This window comes from Croceitalea sp. P059 (genome assembly GCF_031846365.1).
Lineage (GTDB): Bacteria > Bacteroidota > Bacteroidia > Flavobacteriales > Flavobacteriaceae > Croceitalea > Croceitalea vernalis.
The window spans coordinates 150,477-167,873 of record NZ_JAVRHW010000003.1 but is presented as its reverse complement, the minus strand read 5'-3'; the positions used below and the strand labels follow the sequence as shown (position 1 = coordinate 167,873).

The window sequence follows — 17,397 nt, the reverse complement described above, 5'->3', positions numbered from 1 at the left end:
TTTGATAAAATTGATTGTATGAACCACATTCTTATTGCTGAAAATGTTTCTAAAAAGTTTGGGAATCATACAGCATTGAGCAATATTTCTCTTGAAATTCCAGAGAATTGTATATATGGTCTATTAGGTCCGAATGGAGCAGGCAAGACTACGCTAATTAGAATTATCAATCAAATAACTTATCCCGATACAGGCCATGTATTATTTAATGGTCAACCTTTAGCCCCTAAACATATTGCAACAATAGGTTACCTACCAGAAGAGCGTGGACTCTATAAAAGTATGAAAGTAGGTGAGCAAGCATTATATCTAGCTCAATTAAAAGGGCTTTCAAAGACTGAAGCTAAGAAAAGATTAAAGTATTGGTTTGAGCGCCTTGAAATTGGAGATTGGTGGAACAAAAAAATACAAGAGCTTTCAAAAGGAATGGCTCAGAAAATACAATTTATTGTAACCGTACTTCATGAACCAAAACTGTTGATTTTTGATGAACCTTTTAGTGGTTTTGACCCCATTAATGCTAATAAAATAAAAGATGAAATTCTAGAGTTAAAGAAAATGGGTACTTCCATTATTTTTTCTACTCATCGAATGGAATCTGTCGAAGAGCTTTGTGAGTATATAACTCTGCTGCATCAATCGGAAAAAATATTAGACGGAAAATTGACTGATATTAAAAAAGCTTACAAGAATAATAAGTTTAAAGTGGGATTAAATGTTAGCAATCCAAATGATCAATTATTAGAACAAATCAAAACTTCTTTTGAAATTACAAATGAAATAGTTGGTAATGATGTAAATCAAATTGATTTTACATTGCAATTATCAAGCCCAGATACTTCATCTGCATTGAATAGCTTAGCGGCAATTGGTACAATTAATCATTTTGAAGAGCTAATACCTTCTGCTAATGATATTTTCATTCAAAATGTAAATGCACGAACTAAATGAGTAAACTTAAACTAATCATCAAAAGAGAGTATTTGGCAAAGGTTCGTAATAAGTCCTTTATTATAATGACCTTTTTAAGTCCTATTCTAATGGTTGGAATGATAGTGCTTATTGCGTTTTTGACCAAAGTTAATGATAGCGAAAAACGCATCATCACAGTTTTAAATGAAAGTGATTTTTTTTCAAATTCTTTTAATCCAAACGAAAGTATTTCCTATATAAAACTGAGAAATTTGAGCTTTGAAGAAGCGAAAGATTCAACCATTTCTATGGGCAATTATGGACTTCTTCATATTTCTAAACAAGAAAATTTAGAAGCAACAGCTAGTCAAGCCTTTTTTTATACAAAAGAAAGCCCAGTCAGTAATGTTGTGGAACGATTAGAAACTATTTTTCAAAATAGATTGCGTCAAGGAAGATTGCAACAACTAGGGGTTTCTGCAAAGGATTTTGCTGATATTGACGAGAATTTTGAAATCAGAACATCAACTTTTGAGGGTGAACAAAATGTCAAAGGTATTAATGAAATTAAAGCTGTAATTGGCGGTGGGTTCGGATATTTAATTATGATGTTTATAATCATTTACGGTGGTTTTGTAATGCGCAGCGTAATTGAAGAAAAAACTAGTAGAATTATTGAGGTTATAATTTCTTCAGTAAAACCTTTTCAATTGATGTTAGGGAAGATAATAGGTACTTCTTTAGCAGGTATAACCCAATTTGCAATATGGATTTTTTCCGCCTCCATTTTACTTTTTGTCGCTATGCTTTTACTTGATATTGATTTAAATGCTTTGAGTGCTAATCCGATGATGGAACAAAATGCAATGGTTAATATGGCAACATTACCTGAAGCTTCGAGTAATGATATGCAGGTTTACGCTGAGGAATTTTTTAAAATTCCATGGGTATTATTATTGAGTTCGTTTATCATTTATTTTGTGCTTGGTTATTTAATTTATAGTTCCATATACGCAGCTATAGGAGCTGCAGTTGACAATGAAACAGATACTCAACAGTTTATATTCCCTATAATCCTACCTTTGATGTTAGCGATTTATGTGGGTTTCTTTTCAGTATTTAGTAATCCACATGGGCCAATAGCAGTAGGATTTTCTTTATTTCCGTTAACATCACCTATAGTAATGCTAATGCGTTTACCTGGTGGTTTAGGTGAAGGTGGAGTTCCTTTATGGCAATTTTTGACAAGCATTATATTCTTGATAATTACCTTTTTAGGAATTGTTTGGCTTGCTGCAAAAATTTATAGAGTCGGTATTTTAATGTATGGAAAGAAACCTACTTATCGCGAGTTGTTCAAGTGGCTCAAATATTAACTAATGATTCAAGACAAAGCAAAAGACATAAAAGAGATTATTGAAAAAGATATTTGGGGCTCCATTCAAGAGTTTCTTAATTGGGGTTTCCACTACGGAGAAGGTTCAAATTCAATACATATTACCATAGGTCTTTTGTTATTGCTCACATTAGCCTTTATGATTACGGGGTTTGTTCTAAAGTGGGTTAGGAAGTTTTTTACCCGAAAAATGGACCAAGAAGATAAACTAAAGTTTATCAGTATTTTCAAGTTCATTAAGTATGTAGTTTACTTGGTAGTGATTCTTTTAACAATGAGTGCTGCCGGTATAAACGTTACCGTAATTTTAACAGCGTCTGCAGCGCTATTTGTGGGACTAGGATTAGCCTTGCAAGAGTTATTTCAGGATATAATAGGAGGTATTTTCATTATCGTTGATAAATCTTTAAGGGTAGGCGATATAGTTGAGGTAGATGGCAAGGTAGGTAAGGTTTTTGAAATTAAGTTAAGAACTACTAGGGCATTGACTAGAGATGATAAGGTTATTATTATTCCTAATCACAAATTCATTAGTGATATTATTCATAACTATACACAAAATCATAAAACCACAAGAGAAAAGGTGAACGTTGGTGTAGCTTATGGTAGCGATGTCCAATTGGTAACTCAGTTGTTAGAAGACGTTGTAGATGGGCAAAAAGGTATTTTAAAAAATCCTAAGCCTTTTGTTTTATTTGAAGATTTTGGAGATTCTGCTTTATTATTTTCTATCAATTTTTATATCAATGATAGTTTTAGTGACCCTAGAATAAAAAGTAGTATTCGCTATGAAATAGATACTAAGTTTAGGGAGAATAACGTTAGCATTCCGTTCCCACAGCGCGATGTTCATTTATATCAACATCAGCTAGGCTCAGATAAGTAATCTTAATGATAAACAAGCTCTTTCCGTCAGTATGTATTGTTTTATTGCTGATTCAGTTCTCAAATACTTGTGCTCAAAGTACGGATTTAGTCAGAGTTGAATACCTCAGAATACCTGAGAACGAAAGTGGTATTCAAACATCACGATACAAGTTTTTATTGAATGCTCCTATTAAAGTAAATGAAGAGAATTATCTAATTATTGGGGGGGAGTATAATCAATTTGATGTTGATTTTTCACAACAATTACCTTTTGATAAAAGTGAATTACAAAAATTACATATTATTGATTTGAATTTGGGTTACATTACTAAATGGAATGATAACTGGCGTTTCATTGGTATTTTGACTCCGAGACTCGCTTCAAATTTTACAGAAGGGGCAATGACCGATGATTTTTTCTTCAATGCAACAGCAACCTTGTGGAAAGAGAAGAAAGATGTTGAGAAGCCTTATAGAATAGTGCTTGGCTTAACGTATAATAGTACAACAGGGCTTCCTATTCCGTTACCTTTAATTAGTTATTACAAAAGATTTCATCCCAAATGGTCTTATACGCTTGGAATACCTAAAATGAATTTTAAATATCACCCAAGTAGTAATCATACGTTACAATTGGCATTATTATTGGATGGTTACTTTATAAATATCCAGGACGATATCTTATTGCCGGATAACACCTTGGGATCTAGAATTTCATTGTCCGCTTTAATAGGTGTAATAGGTTATCAATACAACATCACTAAAATGATGTCATTGTATGTTTTAGGAGGGCGTTCGTTGATTCAAGAAGGAATTTTGCGCAATGACCGTCGAGATAGAACTTTATTATTGAATGATGAAGCAAATTTTTATCTTAGAACAGGTTTTAAAATATCAATTTTTTAAAAAAAGCACATGTCAAAAATATTGGTCATAGAAGATGAAGCAGCCATAAGAAGGGTGTTAGTAAAAATACTTAGTGAAGAAAATGATGCTTATAATGTCATGGAAGCAGAAGATGGTTTAAGAGGAATGGAAACCATCAAAAAAGATGATTTTGATTTGGTGCTTTGTGATATTAAAATGCCTAAAATGGATGGTGTTGAGGTCTTAGAAGCGGCTAAAAAAATCAAACCCGAAATTCCATTTATAATGATATCGGGGCATGGAGATTTAGATACTGCGGTTAATACGATGCGGTTAGGCGCCTTTGATTATATATCAAAACCACCAGATTTAAATAGACTTTTGACAACTGTTCGTAATGCTCTTGACAGAAAAGAATTGGTTGTTGAAAATAAGATTTTAAAGAAAAAAGTAAGTAAGAATTATGAAATGATAGGTGAAAGTCCTGAAATAGGCATCATCAAAGACATGATTGAAAAAGTCGCGCCTACCGATGCTCGAGTTTTAATAACTGGTTCAAATGGTACAGGAAAAGAATTGGTAGCACATTGGGTGCACGAAAAGAGTCAGCGATCATCAGCACCTTTTATCGAGGTTAACTGTGCTGCAATTCCGTCTGAACTTATTGAAAGTGAGTTGTTTGGTCATGTAAAAGGGGCCTTTACTTCCGCAGTAAAAGATAGAGCAGGTAAATTTGAAGCTGCAAATAAGGGAACTATATTTTTAGATGAAATTGGTGATATGAGTTTATCTGCACAAGCAAAAGTACTGCGCGCTTTACAAGAAAATAAAATTTCAAGAGTCGGTACAGACAAGGACATAAAAGTGGATGTACGTGTAGTTGCAGCAACAAATAAAAACCTAAAACAAGAAATTGAAGACGGTAAGTTTCGAGAGGATTTATACCATCGTTTGGCTGTTATTTTAATAAAAGTACCGTCATTAAATGACCGTAGAAATGACATTCCTTTATTAATTGAACATTTTTCTACTAAGATTGCGAATGAACAAGGGACAGTCAAAAAGAGCTTTTCTAAAAAAGCATTGGAATTATTAAAAGGTTATGATTGGACCGGCAATGTTCGGGAATTACGAAATGTTGTTGAACGGCTTATTATCTTAGGTGGTAATGAAGTTAATGAAGATGATGTAAAACTGTTTGCTAGTAAATAATTACTTGGCAGGACAGCCCTCTAAACTCAACAAAGCATTATAAGTAATCTCTTTTACGCGAACGTGGTAATAAATTTTGGCCTCTGATAGTGATTTGTCACCAAGTTTCTCTTTTGTTTTCGTATGTATTTTTGAAATGAAATTAAAGGCATCTCCGCACTCTACGTGTTCTAACACATTTTGTAAAGATTGTTCAAATTGAGAAACATTTAAATCTATAGCTTCTTTTAACCTTTTTGCTTTGGGTAAAATTACTCCACCTTGTTCGTTTAATACTTGTTTTGTGTTAAGTACTAAGACATCATTACCGTAAGTGGTATTATCTCCATCTTCAAATTCCTCTAAGGCATTAATACTAATCATGGTGCTTTTTAAAGCTGTTTGTAGAAATGATTTAGAAGCCTCTAGTGAGTTTGTTTTTGTAGCTTGTTTTAAGTTTTGTTCTGCTTGTTTAATATTTACCAAAGCATTTTCGCAACCACAATCTTTAAAATTATTTTTAGTCTTGTTGATGCCTTTTAAAGCTTTATAAGCGTAATATTTCGCTTGCTCTAAATCGGAAGACTCAATGGCTAATTGGGTTTGACTCTTTATGAAAACAGAATGTTGGTTAGCAAAGGCACAGGCATTAATAGTGGTGAATGAAGCCATTAATAATAAGAACAAAACACCCAAAATAGTGGCTATTAGTAATACAACTTTTCTGTAGGTTTTCATAAAAATTGATTTGGTCTTCCAAAGGTAGTCTAGAGTCAAAACGAATAAAAATTCCATCGGTTAAATCACTTTTTTACTCTTTAAAAGGAAGAAAATTCTCTAAATACCGACGAAATACATGCTGCATTTCATTTAGAGTAAATGCTGAAAATTGTTTATATTTCTGGCTATGGATTATATAGATATCACCCATTATCGAGTCGATAAACCAATTAAGCTTTCTGAAAGAAATACCCTGGATAATTTAGGACAAGATAGCAAGGCCCTAAAAAAGAAGCTTCGTAATGTCACACGCGAATTGGCCGAGTTTCAAAATACCTTGTATGCGCATGGAAAGTATGGTGTCTTAGTCTGTTTGCAAGGTATGGATACAGCTGGAAAAGATAGCCTAATACGAGAAGTTTTTAAAGAGCTAAATGCAAGAGGTGTTGAGGTTCATAGTTTCAAAGTGCCTACCGAGTTAGAGCTTAATCATGATTATTTATGGAGACATTATATAGCATTGCCTGAAAGAGGCAGGTTTAGTGTTTTCAATAGAACACATTATGAGAATGTTTTGGTAACTAAAGTTCATCCAAATTATATTTTAGGAGAAAACATTCCTGGTGTTGAGAATATTGAAGATGTAAATACGGAGTTCTGGGAGAATCGATATCGACAGATAAATGATTTTGAAAAGCACATTGCTGAAAATGGAACCTTAATTTTTAAGTTTTTTCTGCATCTATCTAAAGAAGAGCAACGACAACGGTTGCTAAGGCGTTTAGAATTGAAAGAGAAAAACTGGAAATTCTCACCTAGTGATTTAAAAGAGCGAAAACTTTGGGATAAATATCAAGCCTGTTATGAAGAGGCAATAAATAAGACCTCAAAACCTCATGCGCCCTGGCACATTATTCCTGCCGATGATAAAAAAGCAGCAAGAGTACTTGTCGCTTCAATATTATTAGAAGCGTTAAAAAAATACAAAGATGTGCAAGAGCCTGAGCTAGATGAAGAAATAAAAGCTAATTTAGAAACCTTCAAACAAGAATTAGAAAAAGAGAAAGAATGAGAATCACCCTTCTGATTGCCCTTTTAACTTTAAGCACTGTATTTTCACAGACTGCTGATGAAAAACAAATTAAGGCTATTTATGATATGGCCCTTACAAATGGTAAAGCATATGATTGGCTAAATCACCTTTCTAACCAAATCGGTGGCAGACTTTCTGGTTCCGTGCAGGCTCAACAGGCAGTGGACTATACAAGAAATCAACTTGATTCTCTAGGTTTAGATAGGGTTTGGCTGCAACCAGTAATGGTGCCGAAATGGGTTCGTGGCACACCCGAATTTGCATATATCGAAACGAAGCCTGGCCTAACTACAAATGTGCCAATCTGTGCTCTGGGTGGATCTGTCGCTACGCCAGATGTCGGCATAAAAGCTAATATTATTGAAGTCAAGGGTATTGAAGATTTAGAAAAACTAGGTATTGAAAACATAAGAGGAAAAATTGTTTTTTATAACCGTCCGATGGATCCAACTAAAATTAGCACATTTAGTGCTTATTCTGGCTGTGTAGATCAGCGCTATTCTGGGGCTGAAGAAGCTGGTAAATATGGAGCTTTGGGGGTTATTGTACGCTCCATGAATTTAAGACAAGATGATTATCCGCATACGGGTTCAATGAGTTATGGCGACACCCCAGTACAGAATCGAATTCCTGCAGCGGCAATTAGTACAAAAGGGGCTGACTTATTAAGTACTACTTTGCAGTTAAACCCTGATATCAACTTTTATTTTAAGCAAAACTGTAAACAGTTTGATGATGTAGAATCTTATAATGTCATCGGGGAGATAAAAGGAACAACCTATCCAAATGAAATCATGATTGTAGGCGGTCATTTAGACTCTTGGGATTTAGGTGATGGTTCTCATGATGATGGTGCTGGTGTTGTGCAAAGTATGGATGTTTTAAGATTGATTAAGGCGAGCGGTTACAAACCCAAACGTACTATTAGAGTTGTTTTGTTTATGAATGAAGAAAACGGACTTAGAGGAGGTAATAAGTATGCTGAAGTGGCAAAAAGTAAAAAAGAGAATCATGTTTTCGCTCTAGAAAGTGATGCAGGTGGATTCACTCCTAGAGGATTTTCGTTTGATTGTTCTGACGAAGAATTTGCCCAGGTTCAGGGTTGGAAAAAACTTTTTGAACCTTATTTAATTCATATGTTTATAAAGGGTGGTAGTGGTGCTGATATAGGTCCACTTAAAGACGAAGGCCTCGTACTTGCCGGTCTAAGACCAGATTCCCAGCGATATTTTGATCACCATCACGCTGAAAATGATACGTTTGAACATGTGAATAAAAGAGAACTAGAGTTAGGTGCAGCAACCATGACTAGTCTTATTTACTTAGCCGATAAATATGGTTTTGGTATTCAAAAGAAAATTAAAGGCTAATCATTCTTAGTAAAATAACCCTGATTAGATACTGCAGAATCGCTAACTGAAATACTTGCTGTTTTAAACCAAACCTCGGCATAGTTTCCATCAGCATATTGTTTTTGAATATCACCACCATGGGTTTCAGCTCCGGAGCACCAATTTTTATTTACCTCTGGAGATTTTCCATTGGTTTGATTATAAGAACCTAGCTTAAAAAATAATCCTTCACCAGTATAAGCTGAAATACGTTCTACACCATCTTGACCAATTGGCACAAATAATTTTTGAGTTTGTTCAGGAATTTCGGCTTTGTTTGCGTATTCTGAATTAATCAAGTTTTTTGTAAATGATTTGGTTTCATGACCATCGCTCATAAACTTTAAATACATAATGCCCTCTTTTACTTCTATTTGGTAACTAAATTCTTCGCCTAGAGCTATGCCATCTTTAGGTTCGTCAGGATATGTGTTTTCTTCATTGCCTACAACAGAAAAGTCGTTTCCCCAAACTGCTGTAGAATAATCCCATCGTCCTGAGTTATCGTCACCTGCAGTATTAATTTCATAATGCCAAAAAACAGAACCTTTATTATGACTTGGAAACTTCTTGTAAAATATTTTGAGAGGTTCATTTTCATGTCCATCGGCGCTATGTATTTGACCGACAACTACGGAATGAGTTGATGCAACCCTTGCATCACCAGTACTAGAGACATTCATCACTTTAAGTGTAGCTGTTAATTTATCATTCGCGGTTTTAGGATACCATTTTTTTGCTTGAGCCAATTCTGTTCTAGTATTATTTGATGTTCCATGGGTATTGCCAGCGTTTGGAGCTTTGTATACTACCCAATTGCTTTTACCATCATTTACGGTATAAAAGAAATCTTTGTGTTCAAAATTATTTGCGATACCAGCATTAGACCCATCACCTAAAATTAATTTCCAATCGTCAAAAAATGGAGTTACCTCACTGGCATATACTAATTTTTGAGTTTTACCTATGTCAGCCGTGACTTCCGTTTTTTGTTTTGATTCACCACCAGGGTTTTTGCAACTATGCAAAGTGAAAAAGATTATCAGGGCTAAGTAAATTAGTTTGATTGGCGAATATGTCATACAGAATACTTAATGATTATATATTTAAAGCTTTGGTCTAAGATAGCAAAAAGAGATAGGATATAATTTGCTTTTGTTCGTAGCAGGAGCACTTAATTTTCTTTGAGCCTAAAAACCATTACCTTTGCCGCTCAATTAAAATGAGTAAAATGCAAGAAGGTATATACGCAAAATTTAATACTACAAAAGGTGAGATTTTAGTAAAACTTACTCACGATAAAACACCAGGTACAGTGGGTAACTTTGTTGCCTTGGCTGAAGGAAATATGGAAAATGAGGCTAAACCACAGGGTAAACCATATTATGATGGATTAAAGTTCCATAGAGTTATTCCCGATTTTATGGTTCAAGGGGGGTGTCCTCAAGGTACTGGAACTGGTAGTCCGGGTTACCAATTTGATGATGAGTTTCACCCAGATCTTAATCACTCAGAACCTGGAGTACTTTCTATGGCCAATGCAGGACCTGGAACTAATGGTAGTCAGTTTTTTATAACTCATGTTCCTACACCTTGGTTAGATAACAAACATACTGTTTTTGGTCATGTTGAGTCAGGTCAAGAAGTTGTTGATACAGTTGCTCAAGGTGATACTATTGAAAGTTTGGAAATTGTTAGGGTAGGGGATGAAGCGGAAAAGTTCAATGCTATCGAATCTTTTAGAACCTTTGAAGGAGCAAGAGAGAAAAGAATCGCCGAACTAAAAGCGCAAGCTGAGGCTGCAATGGAAGAACTAGCTGCAGGTTTTGATAAAACCGATTCTGGCTTACGCTTTAAAATGATACAAAATGGTTCAGGTATAAAAGCCGAAAAAGGTAAAACTGTTTCAGTTCACTATGAAGGAAGTTTGCCTGATGGTCAAGTATTTGATTCCTCATTCAAAAGAAACAAACCAATTGATTTTCAATTAGGTGTAGGTCAAGTGATTTCTGGATGGGATGAAGGTATTGCACTATTAAAAGTAGGTGATAAAGCCCGATTTGTAATTCCTTCTCACCTTGGATATGGTAGTGCTGGTGCTGGTGGTGTTATTCCTCCTGATGCCACTTTGATTTTTGATGTGGAATTGATGGATGTAAAATAGGAAAGTATAGTTGGCCTAACTATAATAGTATAGTTTCAACCAAAAAAATAAAAAGCTTCCTTTCAAGGAGGCTTTTTTATTTTGCTCTATTAACGCTTAACAATAACAAAAATAAGTTGATTGCAAGCAAGAAAAGTAGAATTGTAAAAAAGGTATTCATTTGACTGTGGTTTGTTATTTAAAATGAAAGATGCTTTCACCTATAACAGTTAAACGAAGAAAAACCCTACTTATTTTTTAAAATCATTAACACTTATAAATAAAAGTGCAAAATTGATAGCAAGTAGGCCAATTAGAACCCATAAAAAAGTAACTATGGCTATTGATTTTAGTTGGGGAAACCATCATCATTTAATTATTAGACGTCACATGGCTTTTAAGTTGCGTAAAGTTCAAACAAAAAAGTATAAAAAAAAGCCTCCACAATAAAGTGGAAGCTTTCATATAAAAAAGTGTGCTGTTTACCTTAATCTATAACTTGTACATTTACGGCGTTCAATCCTTTTTTACCTTGTTGTAGTTCGAATTCTACATTGTCACCTTCTCTAATCTCATCGATTAAACCTGAAATGTGTACGAAGTGATCTGTGTTTGAACCTTCTTCAGTAATAAAGCCATAGCCCTTTGAATCATTGAAGAATTTTACTGTTCCTTTACTCATAATAAAAATAATAATTAATTTGAGCAGCAAATGTACGTTTAATTTGTTGACAATGAAGGGCTTTATGTTAATTTTTGGTAAAATTTACGTTGATATAGCCGTTGTCAGGCTGATATCTGATTGAAAATTTTAAAATTACTTAAGAAGAAATATTTTGTTTTAGTATTAATCACGAAAAGTTTGGGCATACAAATCTCTTTTTTATATTCACAATACTTCTTTTATTGCATTTGTTTTTAATTTGAATTAATCATGGTTTCTTAATTTTAACTCATGGATAAAACTGCTTTGGAACAACTGAGGTACCCTATTGGAAAATATGAAATTCCTACTCCAATTAAACCGGGACATTTAAGCGAATGGATAGCTGTTTTAGAGTATTTGCCTGAAAAATTATCCAAGTTGGTAAATAGACTTTCTGATGCTCAATTAGAGACTGCTTATCGTCCAGGAGGTTGGACAGTTAGGCAGCTAGTGCATCATATTTCTGATAGTCATCATCATAGTTATATACGTTTTAAATGGGCTTTGACTGAAGATAATCCAGTGATAAAGCCTTATCTAGAAAAAGAATGGTCTAGTCTTTTTGATGCCAAAACTGCGCCTATTCAATTGTCCTTAGATCATCTAAGTGCCGTACATGCTAAATTGGTCTATTTGCTTAAAGGATTATCAACAAAAGATTTAGAAAGAAGGTTTACTCATCCTGATGGAAATGAAGAAACAACACTCGCTGAGAATATAGGTCGATATGCTTGGCATGGTAGTCATCATTTAGCACATATTGAAAACCTTATTACTAGAAAAGAATGGTGACTAAATATTTTTAGCCATTAACCACATTTCTTTTTCTTTTTCAAGGACTTTAGGAAGTTCTATAAAGGCTTCTTTAATGATTTTATAACCATGTTTAAGATAGAATAAAAGTGGATTTCCATTTTTCATCGTGTACAACCAAATCACGTCTTTTTGTTTGTTTTTAGCTAAATTTTGTACAAAGTCGAGGGTCATTGTTCCAATTCCTAAGGATGAATAACTTTTTAAAAGATATATTTTGTTTAGTAACAAATTGTTTTTTGATAAAAAATTACCTTTTTCATTGTTTATAGTCAGATTTAAAATACCCACATCTTTTTGGTTAAATTGAATTATATAAAAAAGTTGATGCGAATCTTTTAAGGCATTTTTTAAAGATTGTTGAGTCAGAAAGGCATCTATAAAAGGCGTCGGGTCTGAATTTTCCCAAAGATGTAAGTAGTGTTCTTCGTAGGATTGAATACCAACTTGTAAATATCTTGTGAGGTTTTCTTCATTAACTGGGATAAAATTCAGATTCATGATAAAACTCAATTAGCTTCACCACCTTCAGGGCCATAAAACAATACCCAAGTTGAAAAATCTTCAGTGAAGTTTTCAAAACGATGTGCAACTCCTGCCGGTACAAAAAAGAAATCTCCTGGAGCAACCGTGGATTTGGTTTCTCCATTTATAAAATGTCCCGTTCCTGAAACAATAATATAAACTTCATCATAAGAATGAGGCTTTTGCAAATCAACTTTAATTGGCTTGTAAATTTCTACAGATAGAGAGCCGTGTTCAAATAATTTTAAGAACTTACTTTTTTGATTGGCAAGCTTTTGTAATGCTTCTTTCGGGTTAATTTTCATAATTATCTATTAACCCATTTTATATTACATCCAATACTAGGTTTTTGAATTTTTGATATTTTCAGTCCAGCTAAAAGATTATCTATAGCATTTCTTAAGTCTTTTCCGGATAAAGCAATTCCATTACCAGGTCTTGAATCATCTAATTGGCCTCGATATCTTAATTCTAAATTCTTGTCGAATAAGTAAAAATCTGGGGTACAGGCAGCATCATATGATTTGGCTACCTCTTGACTTTCATCGTATAAATAGGGGAAAGTGTAATCTTCATTTTTTGCAACTTTGGTCATTAGATGTGGAGCATCTTGAGGATAGTTTTCAACATCGTTACTTGAAATTGCAATAATGCCAATTCCCTTTTTTTGATACTCATGACCTAGCTTAGCCAATTCTGGATTAACATGTAAAACAAAAGGACAATGATTACAAATAAACATGATAACAGTACCTTTTTCACCTTTGAGTTCTTGAAGGCTTAAAGTTTGTCCACTAACCGTATCAAAAAGTGAAAAATTGGGAGCTTTTGTACCTAATGGTAACATGTTGCTTGGTGTGCGAGCCATTTTATTGGTTTCAATTGTTCATCTAATTTAAAGACGTTTAATGAATTGTGATAATCATTAAGCTTTTAATTTTTATTTGTAATTAACCTCACTTGCTGGTCTACACCAGTCATCTGCCAATGCCCTAAACTAATCGGGATATTTCCAATAGCGTTTAATTGGTCAAAGAATTCTTTAAGCTGAAATTCCTGATTATTAGCTTCCTTCATTTTTGCAAAGTCAGCCATAGCTGCTTCGAGCAAATATTTACCCGTGATATAGCTTGTTCCGTAACCCGGTTGTCTTAAGTAAAGATGTTGTTCAAAAATCAATAGCTCTTTTTCTGTTTTCATCCAGCCACGTGGTGTAAACTCTGAATGAATTCCTCCTGCTTCTTTCATTGTCATTTCATTAGCATGAGCATAAAGTGAGCCGAGACCTCTCGCCGCTCTTTGTGCAATCATGATATACACTATCTCATTTACCCTTGGGTTGTTATCATAAAGCCCGGCATCCATAAACATTTCTTCTACTGCAGTTGCGGTCCCCTCGTTTCTTGAATCAAAAATATTATAGAGTAATGGTCCTTTTCTAATTTTACTTTTATGTGGTTCATTATCCATTCGGGCTAATTCAAACCAGTGATAAAAGTGAGAGTATAAAGGGCCAGGATTGTAATGTCTTCCAATTTCAAAAAAGTTGCGTTTCTCCTCTTGAATAAAAGTTCCAAGATGTTCATATAAGGCAGGTTTGAAATAATCTTTAACGGTGACAATTTCTTTGTCATTTAAAAATTGTAACAACTTATCTGCAGATTTTACCGTCATTTTATCAAAATCGTCTGCGGTATTTGCTGCCGTAAGTCTTGGTAAGTCTTTATTTTTATGCTCCTCTAATTTTAAAGCCGACCAAGCTCTGAATAATTCTCGTTTTAGAAGTAGTACTTCGTCATCCCATGTCATTGGAACTAAATGTACATTTTGCAAATACCATGTATAGTTCTCTTTACCAATACCTGATGGACCTGTCTTGCTTTTACCTTTGATTTCAAGCCATTTGACCAATTCATCAGTAGCTAAAATGGCAGCATCAATTGCACTTACTAAATCAGCTTGGTCTTTAATACTTTCCCATGCTTTAATTGTGCTAAGGTTTCTAGCTTGTGAACTTATATCTCGGATACCGGTTACCCATAAATCCTTAGCATCACCAGTTAAATTTTGCCTTGCTTGCTCATAAAATTTTGGTATGAGATTAATTTCGTTCAATAGTTTTTGTTTTGATGCTTGGTTTAGTGGAAAGTCATAAGTCCAAATTTCAATTGTAGCGTGATTTGTAGGCCCTTCATGAGCGGGAACGTCACTGCGGTTCATCCACAATACTTTATAAAAAGCTGGGTCACGTTCCCAGGGTTTTAAAATATTATAGTTAAAATCATAACCATTCATTTCTGCCCAAACAATGTGCCAATCAACTTTTTCCTCAGTCAACCAATTAGTGGTGTCAATGGCCATTAGTTGGGCCTGTAGGGACTTAAAAATAGGCCAGCGTTTTTTAAAAGTATTTAAGGTGTAATCCGGAACACTATCAGCTTTAGGTGGGTTTTCAAAGCTCCTCCATTCTTTAAAGAGCGACTCTAGTTCTTCATATGACGGACTAGGTTGGTCTTGAATTTTTTTAAAAGAGAAAAGAGTAATGGCTATAAAAGCTATAATTAATGAATAATAAAAACGTCTCATCTTGAATTACTTTTTAAGTTGAAGTAGAATTAAACTATTGAATCCACTATATCGAATATAAAGTCTAATAAGATATGAAATTAAGTCTTTTAAAACGTATGACTTTTTTAAGATATTTTCGAAAAATAGGTTTAAGGGTAGTGCGTAGTACTTTTTAGATTATCAAATTAAATTCAAAAAAAGATAGAGTATATTGCTCTTCATAAATTTTAAGTTCTTGGAGCAACTAATAGACAATGTTCACATAAACTTTGATTCAAATACACTGTGGTCACTCAATTTAGCTTTGGCTTTGGTCATGTTTGGGATAGCGTTAGAAATATCTGTTAATGACTTTAAGCAGTTGTTACAAAAACCAAAATTGGTTTTGACAGGAGTGTTTAGTCAATTCATAGTATTACCTCTAGTTACCTTTTTATTGGTCTGGTTCACTAAGCCTACACCTAGTATTGCTTTAGGTATGTTTATGGTTGCTGCTTGCCCTGGTGGTAACATCTCAAACTTTATTACACATTTGGCCAAAGGCAATTCCGCATTATCAGTTACACTTACTGCAATAGCAACTTTACTTGCTATTTTCATGACACCTTTGAACTTACAGTTTTGGGGAAGTTTATATGATCCTACAGCCGCTATTTTAAAAGAGGTAGCCATTTCTCCTCTTGAAATGATCAAACTTGTTTCATTATTATTAGGATTTCCTTTGTTATTAGGTATGTTGGTGAATCGTCTGAAACCAAAATTAGCTTTTAAATTGTCCAAGTATTTTAAAATAGGATCGCTCTTATTTTTTGTTGTACTAATCTTTCTAGCACTATTTAAAAACAGGGATATCTTTTTAGATTATGTTTTTTACGTTTTTTGGCTAGTATTACTTCATAATTTGATTGCCTTTATTACAGGGTTTTCTCTAGCAAAGTTGATGGGTTTTTCAAAAAAGAATATTCGAAGTATCACAATTGAAACGGGAATTCAAAATTCAGGACTAGGATTACTCTTGATTTTTACTTTTTTTGATGGACTTGGAGGGATGGCTATTCTCACTGCTTTTTGGGGTATTTGGCATTTAGTTTCAGGTTTAATCTTAGGCGGACTCTGGGGATATGAGCCTAATAAAAAAGAAGAGTTAGTTTGAAAAAATCAGGGTATTATTTTATTAAGAATTTGATATCACTAGGGCTTTCATTTTATTATAAATCAATTGAAGTTAATGGTCTTGAAAACATTCCTCAAAATAAACCCGTTGTTTTTTTATCGAATCATCAAAACGCCTTGTTGGATGTATTGTTAATTGCCACCAGGTGTTCTAGAAAACCATGGTTTTTAGCGCGTGCTGATGTCTTTAAAATTGCTTTGTTACGACCATTATTTCAATTTTTACAAATGTTACCCATTTATCGTTTAAGAGATGGGAAAACTTCTCTAGCTAAAAACCATGCTATTTTTGATAAATGCTCTGATTTACTAAATAAACAAGAAGCTATTTTAATTTTTCCTGAAGCCAACCATAATCTTAAGCGACGAATTAGGTCTTTAAGTAAAGGTTTTACTAGAATCTTATTTAATGTACTTGAACAGCATTCAAAGAGTGATATAATTTTAATTCCTATTGGTCAGAATTATCAGAATCCAACCGATTTTGGAGATAGCGCAATTTTGCATTTTGGAAAAGCAATTCGTGTGCAAGATTTCATTTCTGATAATAAAGATCAAAGTATTCAAAATTTGAAGTCTGAAGTATCTAAAGGTCTAAAACAGCTAACAACACATATTGAAAATGAAGAAGACTATCAAGTTGTAATTGAACAATTGGATTCCAATGAAGTTGATTATTTACGCCCAAAAACCATAAATAGTTATTTGATTAATGAGAAAGCAGAGATAAATACATTACCAAAACAAAAAAACACTTTACTGTCCAAGATTTTTAGAATATTGTTCTATTTAAATAATATTCCCTTTGTATTAATTTGGAGAGTATTATTAAAACCTAAAGTACCTGAAGCAGAGTTCATGAGCACGTTTAGGTTTGGTTTTTCAATGATAATTTATCCAGTTTTCTATCTATTATTCTTATTGTTTTCGGGCGCTTTTATTCCTATAAAAACAGCATGTCTTTTAGTGATTGGACATGCTGTTTTGAATTTATTCTTAATTAAGAATCCTCTGCAAAGGAATGAATAGATA

The 17,397-nt window shown here is 33.7% G+C and carries 18 protein-coding genes; 11 read left to right on the top strand and 7 right to left on the bottom strand.

Annotated elements, in window-relative coordinates; all coding sequences use genetic code 11:
- Nucleotides 1-18 precede the first annotated feature (18 nt).
- Genes RM542_RS10915 through RM542_RS10895 form a run of 5 tightly spaced genes read left to right on the top strand, consistent with a single transcriptional unit; the run spans nt 19 to nt 5,254 of the window.
- Complete coding sequence (locus RM542_RS10915) at nt 19-951, top strand: ATP-binding cassette domain-containing protein (protein ID WP_311385784.1); 933 nt, start codon at nt 19-21, stop codon at nt 949-951.
- Complete coding sequence (locus tag RM542_RS10910) at nt 948-2,288, top strand: ABC transporter permease (RefSeq protein ID WP_311385783.1); 1,341 nt, start codon at nt 948-950, stop codon at nt 2,286-2,288. The genes RM542_RS10915 and RM542_RS10910 overlap by 4 nt, the downstream gene beginning before the upstream one ends.
- Nucleotides 2,289-2,291: 3 nt before the next feature.
- A complete protein-coding gene (locus RM542_RS10905; RefSeq protein ID WP_311385782.1) occupies nt 2,292-3,194 on the top strand; it encodes a mechanosensitive ion channel domain-containing protein in 903 nt (300 codons plus the stop codon).
- 5 nt (nt 3,195-3,199) lie between these two features.
- Nucleotides 3,200-4,081, top strand: coding sequence for a DUF6268 family outer membrane beta-barrel protein (locus RM542_RS10900; RefSeq protein WP_311385781.1), 882 nt, complete (start codon nt 3,200-3,202; stop codon nt 4,079-4,081).
- Between the two features lie 9 nt (nt 4,082-4,090).
- Nucleotides 4,091-5,254: a sigma-54 dependent transcriptional regulator gene (locus tag RM542_RS10895; RefSeq protein ID WP_311385780.1), complete on the top strand. Its 1,164-nt coding sequence runs from the start codon at nt 4,091-4,093 to the stop codon at nt 5,252-5,254.
- Here the strand turns inward: RM542_RS10895 and RM542_RS10890 are convergent, their stop codons facing one another.
- Entirely contained in the window at nt 5,255-5,971 is a 717-nt protein-coding gene (locus tag RM542_RS10890; protein WP_311385779.1) for a hypothetical protein, read from the bottom strand.
- 169 nt (nt 5,972-6,140) lie between these two features.
- Here RM542_RS10890 and RM542_RS10885 point away from each other — a divergent pair, with 169 nt between their 5' ends.
- Together RM542_RS10885 and RM542_RS10880 are read left to right on the top strand one after the other, a co-directional pair.
- On the top strand, nt 6,141-7,025 hold the full coding sequence (locus RM542_RS10885; RefSeq protein ID WP_311385778.1) for a PPK2 family polyphosphate kinase: 885 nt from the start codon (nt 6,141-6,143) through the stop codon (nt 7,023-7,025).
- The gene (locus RM542_RS10880) at nt 7,022-8,416 is read left to right on the top strand and encodes a M20/M25/M40 family metallo-hydrolase (RefSeq protein ID WP_311385777.1); all 1,395 of its coding nucleotides are present in this window, start codon (nt 7,022-7,024) and stop codon (nt 8,414-8,416) included. The genes RM542_RS10885 and RM542_RS10880 overlap by 4 nt, the downstream gene beginning before the upstream one ends.
- Here RM542_RS10880 and RM542_RS10875 read toward each other — a convergent pair.
- The gene (locus tag RM542_RS10875; protein WP_311385776.1) at nt 8,413-9,519 is read right to left on the bottom strand and encodes a polysaccharide lyase family 7 protein; all 1,107 of its coding nucleotides are present in this window, start codon (nt 9,517-9,519) and stop codon (nt 8,413-8,415) included. The genes RM542_RS10880 and RM542_RS10875 overlap by 4 nt on opposite strands.
- Before the next feature lie 149 nt (nt 9,520-9,668).
- Between RM542_RS10875 and RM542_RS10870 the strand changes: the two genes are divergently transcribed.
- On the top strand, nt 9,669-10,601 hold the full coding sequence (locus RM542_RS10870; protein ID WP_311385775.1) for a peptidylprolyl isomerase: 933 nt from the start codon (nt 9,669-9,671) through the stop codon (nt 10,599-10,601).
- 466 nt (nt 10,602-11,067) lie between these two features.
- Here the strand turns inward: RM542_RS10870 and RM542_RS10865 are convergent, their stop codons facing one another.
- Complete coding sequence (locus RM542_RS10865; RefSeq protein ID WP_311352733.1) at nt 11,068-11,262, bottom strand: cold-shock protein; 195 nt, start codon at nt 11,260-11,262, stop codon at nt 11,068-11,070.
- A 273-nt stretch (nt 11,263-11,535) separates the two neighbouring features.
- Between RM542_RS10865 and RM542_RS10860 the strand changes: the two genes are divergently transcribed.
- The gene (locus RM542_RS10860; protein ID WP_311385774.1) at nt 11,536-12,078 is read left to right on the top strand and encodes a YfiT family bacillithiol transferase; all 543 of its coding nucleotides are present in this window, start codon (nt 11,536-11,538) and stop codon (nt 12,076-12,078) included.
- On the opposite strand, the gene RM542_RS10855 is transcribed toward RM542_RS10860, so the two are convergent.
- From RM542_RS10855 to RM542_RS10840, 4 genes are all read right to left on the bottom strand, one after another.
- On the bottom strand, nt 12,079-12,600 hold the full coding sequence (locus RM542_RS10855) for a GNAT family N-acetyltransferase (RefSeq protein WP_311385773.1): 522 nt from the start codon (nt 12,598-12,600) through the stop codon (nt 12,079-12,081).
- Between the two features lie 8 nt (nt 12,601-12,608).
- Nucleotides 12,609-12,929 carry a cupin domain-containing protein gene (locus tag RM542_RS10850; RefSeq protein ID WP_311385772.1) on the bottom strand — a complete coding sequence of 107 codons (321 nt, stop codon included), beginning with the start codon at nt 12,927-12,929 and terminating at the stop codon, nt 12,609-12,611.
- A gap of 2 nt (nt 12,930-12,931) precedes the next feature.
- A complete protein-coding gene (locus RM542_RS10845) occupies nt 12,932-13,492 on the bottom strand; it encodes a thioredoxin family protein (RefSeq protein WP_311385771.1) in 561 nt (186 codons plus the stop codon).
- 65 nt (nt 13,493-13,557) lie between these two features.
- On the bottom strand, nt 13,558-15,210 hold the full coding sequence (locus RM542_RS10840; RefSeq protein ID WP_311385770.1) for a hypothetical protein: 1,653 nt from the start codon (nt 15,208-15,210) through the stop codon (nt 13,558-13,560).
- A 217-nt stretch (nt 15,211-15,427) separates the two neighbouring features.
- On the opposite strand from RM542_RS10840, the gene RM542_RS10835 reads away from it, so the two are divergent.
- Both RM542_RS10835 and RM542_RS10830 read left to right on the top strand, forming a co-directional pair.
- Nucleotides 15,428-16,345, top strand: a complete 918-nt coding sequence (locus RM542_RS10835; RefSeq protein WP_311385769.1) for a bile acid:sodium symporter family protein — start codon at nt 15,428-15,430, stop codon at nt 16,343-16,345.
- A complete protein-coding gene (locus RM542_RS10830) occupies nt 16,342-17,394 on the top strand; it encodes a 1-acyl-sn-glycerol-3-phosphate acyltransferase (RefSeq protein WP_311385768.1) in 1,053 nt (350 codons plus the stop codon). The genes RM542_RS10835 and RM542_RS10830 overlap by 4 nt, the downstream gene beginning before the upstream one ends.
- Nucleotides 17,395-17,397: the final 3 nt, after the last annotated feature.